This window comes from Streptomyces apocyni (assembly GCF_009739465.1).
Taxonomy (GTDB): Bacteria; Actinomycetota; Actinomycetes; order Streptomycetales; family Streptomycetaceae; genus Streptomyces; species Streptomyces apocyni.
Genome location: NZ_WHOM01000065.1, coordinates 473,047 through 487,172 on the forward strand (window position 1 = coordinate 473,047; position 14,126 = coordinate 487,172).

The following is a 14,126-nucleotide window of genomic DNA, read 5'->3' on the forward strand; positions in this document are numbered from 1 at the left end:
TGCGGCCCACCGGCCCACGCTCGGCCGCGCGCTCGCGGCCGGTGCGCGTACGACCTCAGTCGCGTTCGCCGCCGCCCAGGTGGTGGACCCGGACCATGTTGGTCGTGCCGGGTACGCCGGGGGGCGAACCGGCGGTGATGATCATGATGTCGCCCTCGTTGAAGCGCTTGAGCTTGAGCAGCTCGGCGTCGACCAGGTCGACCATCGCGTCGGTGTTGTCGACGTGCGGCACGATGCGGGACTCGACGCCCCAGCTGAGGGCCAGCTGGTTGCGGGTCGACACCTCGGTGGTGAAGGCCACGATCGGCTGCTCGGCGCGGTAGCGGGACAGGCGGCGCGCGGTGTCGCCGGACTGGGTGAAGGCGACCAGCGACTTGCCGCCCAGAAAGTCCGCGATCTCGCAGGCCGCGCGGGCGACCGAGCCGCCCTGGGTGCGGGGCTTCTTGCCGGGGACGAGGGGCTGGAGGCCCTTGGCGAGCAGCTCCTGCTCCGCCGCCTGGACGATCTTCGACATGGTCTTGACCGTCTCGATCGGGTACGCGCCGACCGAGGACTCGGCGGACAGCATGACCGCGTCCGCGCCGTCCAGGATGGCGTTGGCGACGTCGCTCGCCTCGGCGCGGGTCGGCCGCGAGTTGGTGATCATCGACTCCATCATCTGGGTCGCGACGATCACCGGCTTGGCGTTCCTGCGGCACATCTCCACCAGGCGCTTCTGCACCATCGGGACCTTCTCGAGCGGGTACTCGACGGCCAGGTCACCACGGGCCACCATGACCGCGTCGAAGGCCGCGACCACGCTCTCCATGTTGGCGACGGCCTGCGGCTTCTCGACCTTGGCGATGACGGGGACCCGGCGGCCCTCCTCGTCCATGATCTTGTGGACGTCGTTGACGTCGCTGGCGTCCCGTACGAAGGAGAGGGCGACCAGGTCGCAGCCCATCCGCAGGGCGAACCGCAGGTCCTCGACGTCCTTCTCGGACAGCGCGGGGACGTTCACGGCCGCGCCGGGCAGGTTGATGCCCTTGTGGTCGGAGATCACTCCGCCCTCGATGACGATTGTCCTGACCTGGGGGCCGTTGACGTCGGTCACCTTCAGTTCGACGTTGCCGTCGTTGATCAGGATCTGGTCGCCCTTGGCGACATCGCCGGGCAGGCCCTTGTAGGTGGTGCCGCAGATGGACTTGTCGCCCGGGACGTCCTCGGTGGTGATGGTGAACTCGTCACCGCGCACCAGCTCGACGGGGCCTTCGGCGAAGGTCTCCAGGCGGATCTTGGGACCCTGCAGGTCGGCCAGGACGCCGATGGCGTGGCCGGTGTCATCGGCAGCCTGGCGGACGCGGTCGTAACGCTCCTGGTGCTCTGCGTGGGACCCGTGGCTGAAGTTGAAACGGGCCACGTTCATACCGGCATCGATGAGCGCTTTCAGCTGCTCGTACGAGTCGACGGCGGGGCCCAGTGTGCAGACGATTTTGGAACGGCGCATAAGGCGATCCTATCGGTTTGTTTCAGAGCGGAATATTCCGTCTGGCGGAAGGTCCAAATGGGCGGAGGTGCGCTCAGGTGTGCCCGCACAGGAGGGCGTGCCCGCCGCCCCGATCATGGGCTGACCAGGGCATACGCCTGAGTGGCGATCTCCAGTTCCTCGTCGGTCGGTACGACGGCCACGGCTACCCGCGAGTAGTTCACCGAGATCAGCCGCGGCTCGTCGCCGCGCACTGCGTTGCGCTCCGCGTCCAGCGCGAGGCCCAGCTCTTCCAGACCCGCGACCGCGGCCTGCCGCACCGGGGCGGCGTTCTCGCCGACGCCCGCGGTGAAGGCCACCGCGTCCACCCGGCCGAGCACCGCGTAGTAGGCGCCGATGTACTTCTTCAGCCGGTGTACGTAGATGTCGAAGGCCAGCTTGGCCTGCTCGTCACCCTCGTCCATGCGGCGGGTGATCTCCCGCATGTCGTTGTCCCCGCACAGGCCGACCATGCCGCTCTTCTTGTTGAGCAGGGTGTCGATCTCGTCGATGGACATCCCGGCGACCCGCGACAGGTGGAAGATCACGGCCGGGTCGAGATCGCCGGAGCGGGTCCCCATCACCAGGCCCTCCAGCGGGGTCAGGCCCATCGAGGTGTCCACGCACACCCCGCCCCTGACCGCGGACGCCGAGGCGCCGTTGCCCAGGTGCAGCACGATCACGTTGACGTCCTCGGGCGCCTTGCCGAGCAGCTTCGCGGTCTCCCGCGAGACGTACGCGTGCGAGGTGCCGTGGAAGCCGTAGCGGCGTACGCGGTACGCGTCGGCGGTCGCCACGTCGATCGCGTACCGGGCGGCGTGCTCCGGCATCGTCGTATGGAACGCCGTGTCGAAGACCGCGACCTGCGGGAGGTCGGGGCGCAGATCCCGGGCGACCTTGATACCGGTGATGTTCGCCGGGTTGTGCAGCGGGGCGACCGGCACCAGGCGTTCGATCTCGGCGAGCACCTCGTCGTCGATCACGGTGGGGCTGGTGAAGGACTTCCCGCCGTGTACGACCCGGTGGCCGACGGCCGCCAGCTCGGGGGAGTCCAGGCCCAGTCCGTCGGCTGCCAGTTCGGCGGCGACGGCCTTCAGGGCGGCCTCGTGGTCGGCGATCGGGTCGTTCAGCTCGCGGGCCTGCGCGCCCTCGCCCTCCGTGCCCTCGGTCAGCGGGGTGTGCTTGAGGCGGGAGGTCTCCTCGCCGATCCGCTCGACCAGGCCGACGGCGAGACGCGAGCTGTCGCGCATGTCCAGGAGCTGGTACTTCACCGACGAGGAGCCGGAGTTGAGGACGAGGATACGAGTCGGGTTCGGGGGCGGCGTCGGGGTCGCGGTCATCGGCGGATGGTGCTCTCTTGAGTCGGGGCGGCGGTGGGGTCGGGGGTGGTCTGGGCCTGGATCGCCGTGATGGCGACCGTGTTGACGATGTCCTGGACCAGCGCGCCCCGGGACAGGTCGTTGACCGGCTTGCGCAGACCCTGGAGCACCGGGCCGACCGCGATCGCGCCGGCCGAACGCTGCACGGCCTTGTAGGTGTTGTTACCGGTGTTGAGGTCCGGGAAGATCAGCACCGAGGCCTGGCCCGCGACCTCCGAGCCCGGCAGCTTGGTCGCCGCCACGGACGGCTCCACCGCGGCGTCGTACTGGATCGGTCCCTCGATCATCAGGTCCTCGCGGCGCTCGCGCACCAGCTCGGTGGCCGTCCGTACCTTGTCGACGTCCGCGCCCGAGCCCGAGGTCCCGGTCGAGTACGACAGCATGGCGATACGCGGCTCGACGCCGAACTGGGCGGCGGTGGCCGCCGACTGGACGGCGATGTCGGCGAGCTGCTCGGCGTTCGGGACCGGGTTGACCGCGCAGTCGCCGTACACCAGGACCTTGTCGGCCAGGCACATGAAGAACACCGACGACACGATCTTGGCGTCCGGCTTAGTCTTGATGATCTCGAAGGCGGGCCGGATCGTCGCCGCCGTGGAGTGCACCGAGCCGGAGACCATGCCGTCGGCCAGGCCGCTCTGCACCATCAGCGTGCCGAAGTAGTTGACGTCCGAGACGACATCGTGGGCGAGCTCGACCGTGACGCCCTTGTGGGCCCGCAGCTGGGCGTACTCCTCGGCGAACTTCTGCCGCATCGGCGACGTCTGCGGGTCGATGAGCTGGGCGCCCGCCAGGTCGACACCGAGGTCGGCGGCCTTCTTCCGGATCGCCTCCACATCGCCGAGCAGCGTCAGCTCGCACACCGACCGGCGCAGCAGGACGTCCGCCGCGCGCAGCACCCGCTCCTCGGTGCCCTCGGGCAGCACCACGCGGCGGCGGCCGGAGCGGGCCTGCTCGATCAGCTTGTGCTCGAACATCATCGGAGTGACCCGGTCGCTCCGCGAGACCTGGACCCGGTCGAGGAGTTCGGCCCCGTCCACGTAGCGTTCGAAGAGACCCAGCGCGGTCTCCGACTTCCGTGGCGTCGCCGCGTTCAACTTCCCCTCCAGTGCGAAGAGCTCGCCCGCCGTGGGGAAGGAGTTCCCGGCCACCGAGAGGACCGGGGTGCCAGGCGCCAGGCGTTCGGCGAGCCGCAGCACATCGGGGGTCGGCCGCTCGCCCAGGGTGAGCAGCACGCCCGCGATGGGCGGCGTACCGGCGCTGTGCGCGGCGAGCGCGCCCACCACCAGGTCGGCGCGGTCGCCGGGGGTGACCACCAGGCAGCCGGGGGTCAGGGCGTTCAGGAAGTTCGGCAGCATGGCGCCGCCGAAGACGAAGTCCAGCGCGTCGCGGGCCAGTCCGGCGTCGTCGCCGAGCAGCACCGTCGCGCCCAGCGCGTGGGTGATCTGCGCGACCGTGGGCGCGGCGAGCGCGGGGTCGTCGGGCAGCACGTAACAGGGCACCGGCAGCCGGGCGCCGAGCCGCTCCGCTATGAGCGCGCGGTCCTCGGGCGCGACCCGGTTCACCGCCAGGGCCAGTACGTCACAGCCGAGCGCCTCGTAGGCACGGAAGGCGTTACGGGCCTCGGCGCGCACCGAGTCGGTGTCCTGCGCCTTGCCGCCGACTACCGGCAGCACCCAGGCGCCGAACTCGTTGGCGAGCCGGGCGTTGAGGGCCAGTTCGTCGGGGAGCTGGGTGTGGGCGAAGTCGGTACCGAGTACCAGCACCACCTCGTAGTCGTGGGCCACTTCGTGGAAGCGGCCCACCAGTCGGGAGACGAGTTCGTCGGTGCCCTTCTCGGCCTGTAGCGCCGAGGCGTCCGCGTACGACATGCCGAACGCGGAGGACGCCTCCTGGCCGAGTCGGTAGCGGGCCCGCAGCAGGTCGAACAGGCGGTCCGGGCCGTCGTGCACAAGGGGGCGGAAGACGCCCACCCGGTCGACCTGACGGGTCAGGAGTTCCATCACTCCCAGCTCGATGACCTGGCGGCCGTCGCCCCGGTCGATCCCGGTCACGTACACGCTGCGCGTCACGCGTGCTCTCCGTTTCGTCGCTCGCTCATGAAAAAGTACCCGCTATGGCGGGCTTGTCCTCTTGACAATACTCCGGAGGGTGGATAGGGCGCCCGCCGGACAAAGGGCCCCAGGGTACCGGTCAGCGGACTCCATTAAGGTCCCTTCCGGTGGAGTAGGGGAAGCAGCGGGCGGTGACGACCCGTGAAACAATCGGAACCCGGCTCACGCGCACCACTAGCGAGCAGGAGACTTGGCACGATGCGTATCGGAGTTCTCACCGCGGGCGGCGACTGCCCTGGACTCAACGCAGTGATCCGGTCGGTCGTGCACCGCGCCGTCGCGGCCCACGGCGACCAGGTCATCGGCTTCGAGGACGGCTACAAGGGGCTGCTCGACGGGCACTACCGACCGCTCGACCTGACCGCCGTGAGCGGCATCCTGGCCCGCGGCGGCACCATCCTCGGCTCGACCCGGCTGGAGAAGGGCCGCCTGCAGGAGGCCGTCGCCAACGCCCCCGAACTCACCAAGCAGCTCGGAATCGACGCCCTCATCCCCATCGGCGGCGAGGGCACGCTGACCGCCGCGCGGATGCTCTCGGACGCCGGAATGCCGGTCGTCGGAGTCCCGAAGACGATCGACAACGACATCTCGTCCACCGACCGCACCTTCGGCTTCGACACCGCGGTGGGCGTGGCGACCGAGGCGATGGACCGCCTCAAGACCACCGCCGAGTCGCACCAGCGCGTGATGGTCGTCGAGGTGATGGGGCGCCACGCGGGCTGGATCGCCCTGGAGTCCGGCATGGCGGGCGGCGCCCACGGCATCTGCCTGCCGGAGCGGCCCTTCGACCCCGGCGACCTCTGCAAGATGGTGGAGGAACGATTCGCCCGCGGGAAGAAGTTCGCGGTCATCTGCGTCGCCGAGGGCGCGCACCCGGCCGACGGCACCATGGACTACGGCAAGGGCGAGGTCGACCAGTACGGCCACGAGCGCTTCAAGGGCATCGGCACCGCGCTCGCCCACGAGCTGGAGCACCGCCTCGGCAAGGAGGCCCGGCCGGTCATCCTCGGCCATGTCCAGCGGGGCGGCACCCCGACCCCGTACGACCGGGTCCTCGCGACCCGCTTCGGCTGGCACGCGGTCGAGGCCGCCCACCGGGGCGAGTTCGGCAAGATGACCGCCCTGCGCGGCACGGACATCGCCATGGTGCCGCTCGCGGACGCGGTCACCGCGCTCAAGACGGTTCCGGAGTACCGGATGGCGGAGGCGGAGTCGGTCTTCTGAGGGGGTTGCTGGGCCTGGGCTTCGGGCCTGAGCTTGTCGGGCCTGGGGGCTGCCGGGCCTGACAGACTGCCCGCCCTGGCGTCAGGCGCGGTGGCGGGGGCCCGGGGCGACCCGGGACCAGAAGTGGTCCAGGATCTGGTCCAGGAACCGCTTGCCCGCCGCGTCATCGGAGCCGCTGCCGCCGCCCCAGCTGAGCGTGCCGACCATCATCGACTGGTAGTCGCCGTGCAGCCGCTCCAGCGCGGTGTCCAGCTGGGACCGTTCCAGCGGCAGTACCTTCGCGATCGGGCGGGTGTACGCCTGCCAGCGGGTGGTCACCGCGCTGCGCAGCATGTCCGCCAGCTTCTCGTCCAGCCCGGTGACCGTGGCGAAGTCCCGCGCCGAGAGCCCGAGCGCCTCGGACAGGGCGGCCGTCTGCCGCTCGTTACCCCGCCACTTCCCGGACTCTTCCATCCGTACGTACGCCGCCAGGCCGACGCCGACCGCGTGGGCCACGTCCTCCGGGGCCAGCCCCCGCGCCAGCCGGTGCTCCCGCAGCGTCGTCGCCGCGCCCATGAGCTCGGCGGGCGCGCACCACAGGGCCCCGGCGAGCGCAGCCAGCTCGGTGGCCGTCGGGGTGGCCCGGCCGCGCTCCCAGGCGTCGATGGTGTCGGCGGTGATATGCGTCAGCCCGTACGAGGCGTACATGCCGTACGCGACATGGCCGGTAGCCATGCCCAGCGCCTGGCGCAGTCGACGGGCCGCGGGAGCGTTGAACGGGGGGACGGGCGGGGATGGCTGGATCTGGTGCACGGGCACACGCTAGGGGTAGTGGTCCTTGACGACTACGGTGCGTTCCCCCAGGACCACCACTCGTAGGAACCTACGATGATTGTTACCGGCGGGTCACCCTCCGCTCATGGATACGGTACGGGATCTGCGCGGGATCTGTGCCCCGTACGGGATCCGCGCCCCCGTACGGCGTCTAACGGCCGAGCCGGGCCGCCAGTTCCGTCGCGCGCGTGACCGGGACTCCGGCCGAGATCAGGGCCGTCGCCGCGGCGGACTCGCCCGCCCGGCCGGCCGGGAGTGTGCCGTCGTTGACCGCCTCCATCAGGCCGAACAGCACCTGTTCATGGACGTACGCCAACGCTTCGGGCGGCAGCGGCGAGGCGAAGACCCCGGCGTCCAGGCCCCGGCGCAGCAGTTGGGTCAGGTTCTCGCGGACCGGCGCGAGGCGCTGCCTGATGCCCGCCATCGTCACGCTGCGCTGGGCGAGCGAGACCAGCAGCCGGTAGCGGTCGGCGATCGGCCAGACGGCCAGGGTGCGGCGGGCCAGCTCCTCGGCGGCGTCCGACGCGTCGGGATACTCCTGGGCCTGGGTGGCGGCGACCGCTTCGACGGCGTTGTCGGTGAGCGCGCTGATCAGCGCGTCCCTGCTGGGGAAGTGGCCGTAGACCGTACGGCGCACGACCCCCGCCGCGCGGGCCACCTGGTCCATCGACGCGTCGGGGTCGCGCAGCAGCTCGGCGAAGGCGACGTCGAGGATGCGGCGGCGGTTGGCGTCCGCGCGGCCGCCGCCGACGGGGGCAACGGGGGTAGCGGCGTCGCGGGCCGTGGTGCTGCGGGCCGTGGTCATGCCGTCCATTCTGCACAGCCCTCCTCCATTTGCACAGCCCTGTGCAATCACGTAACTTGCACATCACTGTGTAGTTGCACATAGCTGTGCAGATTGAGTTCCAAGGGAAGGCGGCACCGGATGCGCCTCGTCATCGACGAGCCGGTAGAGAAGATGGACGGGCCCTACGCCCGTCGCTGGTGGGCACTGCTGGTGCTCTGCCTGAGTCTGTTGATCATCGTGATGGCCAACACGGCGCTCACCGTCGCGGCCCCCGACATGACTCAGGACCTCGGCCTCACCAGCGCCGACCTCCAGTGGGTCATCGACGGCTACACCGTCCCGTACGCGGCGCTGATGCTGCTGCTCGGCGCGATCGGCGACAAGTACAGCCGCCGTGGCGCCCTCATACTCGGCCTGGTCGTCTTCGGCGGCGGCGCCGTCGCGGGCTCCCTCGTGGACAGCGCCACCGGCGTCATCGCGGCCCGTGCCGTGATGGGCGTCGGCGCCGCCATGATCATGCCCGCCACGCTCTCGCTGCTCGCCGCGACCTTCCCGCGCGCCGAACGGGCCAAGGCGATCGTGATGTGGACCGCCACCGCGGGCCTGGCGATCGCGGCCGGACCGCTGGTCGCCGGACTGCTCCTGGAGAGCCACGGCTGGGCCTCGACGTTCCTGATCAACGTGCCCGTCGCCGTCGTCGCGATCATCGGCACGCTCACCCTCGTACCGCCGTCCAAGGCCGCCCGGCACGGCAGCATCGACTACGTCGGCGGCCTGCTCTCCGTCGTCTGGGTCGGCGCGCTGATCTACATGATCATCGACGGGCCGCACTTCGGCTGGGGCGTGGGCGCCATCAGCTCGGCGGTCATCGCGGCCGTCGCCCTCGTCCTCTTCATCGTCTGGGAGCTGCGCCACCCGCACCCCGTACTCGACGTCCGCCGCTTCCTGAACCGCGGCTTCGCGGGCTCGAACCTCGCGGTCGCGCTCTTCTTCCTCGCGGTCTTCGGCGCGTTCTACTACCTGACCCAGCACCTGCAGTTCGTCCTCGGCTACAACCCGCTGGAGACCGGCGTACGGATGCTGCCGCTGGCCGGTGCGGTCTTCGTGGGCTCCGCGCTGACCGGGTACCTCACCCCGCGCATCGGCATGAAGATCACCGTCACGGCCGGAATGGTCGGCGGTACGGCGGCGCTCGCGCTGCTCACCCAGATCGACAGCGGTTCGTCGTACGACGCCTTCCTCGCCCCGCTGATGATCCTCGGCCTGGCCATCGGTCTCGCGCTGTCACCCTGCACCGACGCGATCATGGGCGCCTTCCCGGAGGCCGAACTGGGCGTGGGCGGCGCGGTCAACGACACCTCGATCGAACTCGGCGGCTCGCTCGGCATCGCCGTACTCGGGTCCGTACTGGCGAGCACGTACTCGACGAACCTCTCCGACGCGGCGGCGGCATCGGACGCCAAGCTTCCGGCTGGCGCGCTGGAGACCGCGCAGGACTCGGTGGGCGCCGGATACGCCGTAGCGCAGGGCATCGGCGATCAGGCCAAGGAAGTCGCGGGCAAGGCCGCCCAGGCGGGCACCCCCGAGCAGGCCGCGCAGCTCAAGGGCCAGGCGGAGCAACTCGCCGACGGGGCCCGGCAGATGGCGGACTCGGTGGGCGCCGCGTTCAGCGACTCGGTGGCGCATACGAGCCTGATCGGCGCGGTGATCCTGGGCGTCGGCACGGTGCTGGTGGCGGTACTGCTGCCGCGTCACCGCCGGGGCGGCGCGGAAGCCGAGTCGGCGGGGTCGGTGGAGGAGGCGGCGGACCGCGAGTCCGCGTCCGATTCCAAGGCCGACTCCAAGGTCGCGTCCAAGGCCGCAGCCGATTCTGTATCCGCGGGCGACCGCGACTGAAGCTGTCCGCGCGCGGGGGCACGCGCGCGTAGCGCCACCTGTGCGCCCGTACGAATCCTCGTACGGGCGCACGGTCATGCGTACGGGTCGGTGATCTCCCGCAGTCGCGTCAGGGTCTCGCGCAACTGCGCCATCCGGCGCTTGCCGAGGTGCGCGGCCCACTCCGCCTCCACCTCGGCGACCACGCTCTCGGCCACCGGGATCGCCGCGGCCCCGCGAGCGGCGATCTTCACCAGTCGGGCCCGCCGGTCGCGGGGGTCGGGGACTCGTTCGACGTAACCCGCGCGCTCAAGGCGGTCGACCAGGAACCCCGCCGTCTGCTTGGTGATCTGCGCCTGCTCGGCGAGGTCGGTGAGGCGGGTGCCGTCGGGGCCGATGCGCTGCATGACCCGGGCCTGGGCGACGGTGAAGTCGTCGAACCCCGCCTCGGCGAGCGCGGCGAAGATCCGGTCCTCCATGGCCCGGTAGGGGATGAACAGCAGTAGTCCCACGTTGAGCTCCTGCCCGTCCGTGGCCTGTTCCCCGGCGACCTCCCCGGACATCCGTCCCGCTCCCTCTGACTTGACGTTGCGACGTGCCGTTGTCGGCTTGACATTGGTCAGTGTATCTGACTAATTTAGTCAGGGAAGCTTACCATTCCTGTAGGCGGTGGTCACCATGAGCGGCACACTGACCGGCGAGGAGCGCTGGCAGGCGGTCGACAGGGAACGGCTCAGCCTGGCCGGGCTGCTCGACACACTGAGCCCGGCGGAGTGGGAGTTCCCGACCCAGTGCGAGGGCTGGCGGGTACGGGACGTCGCCGCACACCTCACCCTCGCCCCGCGCATCGGCCTTGGCCGGGTCCTGGTCGAACTCGCCCGCGCCCGCGGCAACTTCGACCGTATGATCCACGACACCGCGTGCCGTCAGGCAGCGTCCCGCCGCCCCGACCAGATCGCCGCCGACCTGCGCGCCCTGGTCGGCTGGCACCGCCCGGTAGTCGGCACGACGCGGCGCGAGTCCTTGCTCGACATCCTGGTGCACGGCCAGGACATCGCCCTGGCGGTGGGCCGCGAGCGCCCGATGCCGGTCGACGCCGCCTGCGACGCGGCCGACCGGGTGTACCGCATGAGCTATCCCTTCCAGGTCAGGCGGCGGTTGGGGGACCGCCGCCTGACCGCCACCGACGCGGACTGGCAACGCGGCGAAGGACCGGAGATCCGGGGGCCGATCGCCGCGCTGTTGCTTCTGCTCACGGGACGCGAACAGGCGGCACGCCCGCACCTGGTGGGCCCCGGCCTGGAGACCTCCGTACAACCGAAGCCGAAGCCGAAGCCGAAGTCGAAGAACGAACTCTGAGCGCGGTCGGTGTCGGGTCAGGGAGCGGTCTTCGGCGCCCGCTCCCGTCCGCGTACCTGTAGTGCCAGTACGATCGCGACAAGCACCGCCCCCGGTACCCCCGCCAGCAGCGGCTCGTCCGGTGACAGCAGGGCGGGAACCAGCAGCAGCACCGACGCCAGGCCAAGGGCCAGACGGGTGGCGAGGTTCACCGGCGTCAGCCAGTAGCCCTCGATGGCCACCGCGAAGGCGAGCAGCGCGAGCGTCCCGGAGGCGGCCGCCGCCGCGATCTCCAGGGGCGTGCCGCCCCCGAGGAGCGGCGAGTAGGCCATCATCACCGGAATGAGATAGAGCCCCTTCGCGAACTTCCAGGCGGCGAAGCCCGTCCGGGTCGGGCTCGACCCCGCGATACCGGAAGCGGCGAAGGCGACCAGGGCGACCGGTGGGGTGACGTTGGAGTCCTGGCTGTACCAGTACACGATCATGTGCGCGACGATCACCGGCAGCCCGAGGTCGGTCAGCGCCGGTCCCGCCAGCACGATCAGGACGACGTACGAGGCGGTGACGGGGAGGCCGAGCCCCAGGATCAGGGACGCGACCGCGACCGTGAGCAGGGTGAGCAGCAGTTGGCCCTGCCCCAGGTCCACCATCAGGCTGGAGAACTTCAGCCCGAGCCCGGTCAGCCCGACCATTCCCACGACGATCCCGGCGGCCGCGGTGGCGACGGTGACCCCCAGGGTGTTCCGCGCGGCGATCACGAAGGCCTCGCCCGTACCGCTGGCCACCGCCCGCAGGTCGAGGCCCTCGCGGGCGCGCAGCCTCGCGTAGGCGACGCGGGTCAGGGCGACGACGGTCAGTGCGACCGTCGCGTAGAGCCCCGCCACCAGCGGCGTCCTGTCCTCGGCCAGCAGCCACACCAGTACGGCGAACGGGATCACGAAGTGCCAGCCGGAGGCCAGGACGGGGCGCAGCGCGGGAAGGTCGGGGCCGGAGAGGCCGGACAGGCCTCCGCGACGCGCGAGGATGTCGACGAAGAAGAAGATCGTGACGAAGTACATCAGCGCGGGGATGATCGACGCCTTGACGATCTCGGTGTACGGAATCCCGCTCATCTGCGCCATGATGAACGCGCCCGCGCCCATGATCGGCGGCAGCAACTGCCCGCCCGTGGACGCCGCGGCCTCCACCCCGGCCGCCTCGTGGGGCTTGTAGCCGACCCGCCGCATCAGCGGGATCGTGAACGTCCCGGTGGTCACCGCGTTGGCGATCGCACTGCCCGAGACCGACCCCATGAACGCGCTGCCGACGACCGCCGCCTTCGCGGGCCCGCCCCGGTACCTGCCGGTCAGGGCGGTCGCGGTGTTGATGAAGAAGGCGCCGCCACCGGTCTTCTCCAGTACCGCGCCGAAGAAGATGAACATGAAGACGAAGGTCGCGGCCACGCCCAGCGGGATGCCGAAGATCCCGCCCTGGAAGAGATAGCTGTGGTGGATGATGCGCTGGATGGTGAAGCCACGGTGCGCGATCGCGTCCGGCAGCCAGGGCCCGAACCACGCGTAGGCCAGGAACCCCACGATCACCAGGACCATGAACAGCCCGATGGTCCGGCGGGTCGCCTCCAGGAGCAGCAGCATCGCGAGGCCGCCCATGACCAGGTCGGCGGTGGTCGGATCGCCCGTACGGCGGGCGATCTCGTCGAAGTACACGACCGGGTAGACCATGACCGCGACAGCGACCAGCACGAGCACCAGGTCCAGGCTCGCCGCGAGCAGGCCGCGCCGCCCCTTCAGCAGGAACACCAGCACCAGCACGAACATCAGGTGCAGCGCGCGCTGGATGTACGCGTCCATGTCCAACTGGACGGCGGTGTAGAGCTGGAAGGCGCCCAGCGCGACGGCGATCACCAGGGTGGCGATCCCCACGGCCGTGGCGGCCCGCCCGTCGCCCCAGCGCTCGGCGGCCAGCCGGTGCCAGAGCGGGGCGGGTGGGGCGGGCGGGGCCTCGGAGGCCTGGGGGTCCTGCGGGGCCTGGGACTCAGCGGTCACGTTTGTCATCCGGCGTCAGGGCTTGAGATCGGCCGGGATCTCGACGCCCTGCTCCTCGGCGTACCGGATGACGGCCGGGTGCAGCGGGACCGTGCTGTGCTTTAGCGACTCCAGGCTCAGGTACTTCGCGCCCGGCTGGTACACCTTGTTGATCTCGGCGATGTTCTCGTACAGGGCCTTCACCACGTCATAGGCCTGGTCCTCCGGGTAGTCGGCGGGCACCACGAGGAGGTTCCACAGAGCGATGGTCGGCACGTCCTCGCTGACCGTCGTGTAGGTCCCGCCCTTGATGGTGTGCGGCGCGTAGAACGAGTACTTGTCTGTGATGCTCTTCTGCTCGTCGGCGCAGACGGGGACGAGATGGATCGGCTCGCTCGCCTCCAACTCCTTGAGCGTGGCGTGCCCTTCACCGACGACCCAGGACCCCGCGTCGATCTGGCCCTCGCGCAGCGCCCGCGCGGTCTCGCCGTACGCGTACCGCTGTACCTTCAGGTCCTTCTGCGACAGGTCGAGAGCGTCCAGTACGAGATTGGTCGCGACCTCGTTGCCGCTGCCGCGCGCGCCGACCGAGAAGCGCTTGCCCTGGACGTCCTTGAAGCAGTCCAGCTTCTTGCTGTCGTGTACGGACTTGAGGGACACCGCGTGGTAGACGTTCGGGTAGAGCACCATCAGCGCCCGGTTGTCGATCTTCTTCCCGTCGAAGTCGCCCTGCCCATTGGCCGCTTGGTAGGCGACATCGCCTTGCACGATGGCGAGGTCGCTCTCCTTGGACGCCAGCAGCCGCATGTTCTCGACCGACGCGGCGGTCTCCTCGGCGGTGGCGGTGACACCGTCGACGTCGTCCTTGATGATCTCGGCCATGGAGCCGCCCACCGGGTAGTAGACGCCCTCCTTGGTGCCGGTCGCGATCGACAGGTCCTTCCTTCCCGACCCCGAGTCCCTACCCGACTCCGCAGGCTGTGAGCAGGCGGCGAGCAGCAGCGCGAGGGCGCCGGCCGTCGCCATCGTGAGGGAACGACTCCGCACGACGACTCCTTCCACGAGCTG

Annotated in this window: 11 protein-coding genes; 3 read left to right on the top strand and 8 right to left on the bottom strand. The window is 70.4% G+C overall.

Annotated features, from left to right (window positions below; genetic code table 11):
* Window positions 1-55 precede the first annotated feature (55 nt).
* From pyk to pta, 3 genes are all read right to left on the bottom strand, one after another.
* Entirely contained in the window at window positions 56-1,486 is a 1,431-nt protein-coding gene (gene pyk, locus GCN81_RS21135; protein ID WP_156726173.1) for a pyruvate kinase, read from the bottom strand.
* A gap of 113 nt (window positions 1,487-1,599) precedes the next feature.
* Entirely contained in the window at window positions 1,600-2,844 is a 1,245-nt protein-coding gene (locus GCN81_RS21140) for an acetate kinase (protein WP_156726174.1), read from the bottom strand.
* Window positions 2,841-4,955 (bottom strand): phosphate acetyltransferase, encoded by a 2,115-nt coding sequence (pta, locus tag GCN81_RS21145; RefSeq protein WP_156726175.1) that lies wholly within the window; start codon window positions 4,953-4,955, stop codon window positions 2,841-2,843. The genes GCN81_RS21140 and pta overlap by 4 nt, the downstream gene beginning before the upstream one ends.
* 240 nt (window positions 4,956-5,195) lie before the next feature.
* Between pta and GCN81_RS21150 the strand changes: the two genes are divergently transcribed.
* Complete coding sequence (locus GCN81_RS21150) at window positions 5,196-6,221, top strand: 6-phosphofructokinase (RefSeq protein ID WP_156726176.1); 1,026 nt, start codon at window positions 5,196-5,198, stop codon at window positions 6,219-6,221.
* A gap of 81 nt (window positions 6,222-6,302) precedes the next feature.
* On the opposite strand, the gene GCN81_RS21155 is transcribed toward GCN81_RS21150, so the two are convergent.
* Together GCN81_RS21155 and GCN81_RS21160 are read right to left on the bottom strand one after the other, a co-directional pair.
* Entirely contained in the window at window positions 6,303-7,019 is a 717-nt protein-coding gene (locus GCN81_RS21155) for a helix-turn-helix domain-containing protein (RefSeq protein ID WP_407697999.1), read from the bottom strand.
* A gap of 166 nt (window positions 7,020-7,185) precedes the next feature.
* The gene (locus GCN81_RS21160; RefSeq protein WP_407698000.1) at window positions 7,186-7,848 is read right to left on the bottom strand and encodes a TetR/AcrR family transcriptional regulator; all 663 of its coding nucleotides are present in this window, start codon (window positions 7,846-7,848) and stop codon (window positions 7,186-7,188) included.
* A gap of 111 nt (window positions 7,849-7,959) precedes the next feature.
* Here GCN81_RS21160 and GCN81_RS21165 point away from each other — a divergent pair, with 111 nt between their 5' ends.
* Window positions 7,960-9,717: an MFS transporter gene (locus tag GCN81_RS21165; RefSeq protein WP_156726178.1), complete on the top strand. Its 1,758-nt coding sequence runs from the start codon at window positions 7,960-7,962 to the stop codon at window positions 9,715-9,717.
* A gap of 74 nt (window positions 9,718-9,791) precedes the next feature.
* On the opposite strand, the gene GCN81_RS21170 is transcribed toward GCN81_RS21165, so the two are convergent.
* A complete protein-coding gene (locus tag GCN81_RS21170; protein WP_156726179.1) occupies window positions 9,792-10,259 on the bottom strand; it encodes a MarR family winged helix-turn-helix transcriptional regulator in 468 nt (155 codons plus the stop codon).
* A gap of 115 nt (window positions 10,260-10,374) precedes the next feature.
* On the opposite strand from GCN81_RS21170, the gene GCN81_RS21175 reads away from it, so the two are divergent.
* Entirely contained in the window at window positions 10,375-11,055 is a 681-nt protein-coding gene (locus GCN81_RS21175) for a maleylpyruvate isomerase family mycothiol-dependent enzyme (RefSeq protein WP_325065122.1), read from the top strand.
* A 17-nt stretch (window positions 11,056-11,072) separates the two neighbouring features.
* Here GCN81_RS21175 and GCN81_RS21180 read toward each other — a convergent pair whose 3' ends face one another.
* Both GCN81_RS21180 and GCN81_RS21185 read right to left on the bottom strand, forming a co-directional pair.
* A complete protein-coding gene (locus GCN81_RS21180; RefSeq protein ID WP_197287725.1) occupies window positions 11,073-13,079 on the bottom strand; it encodes a TRAP transporter permease in 2,007 nt (668 codons plus the stop codon).
* A 15-nt stretch (window positions 13,080-13,094) separates the two neighbouring features.
* Window positions 13,095-14,105: a TAXI family TRAP transporter solute-binding subunit gene (locus GCN81_RS21185; protein ID WP_156726182.1), complete on the bottom strand. Its 1,011-nt coding sequence runs from the start codon at window positions 14,103-14,105 to the stop codon at window positions 13,095-13,097.
* Window positions 14,106-14,126 lie beyond the last annotated feature (21 nt).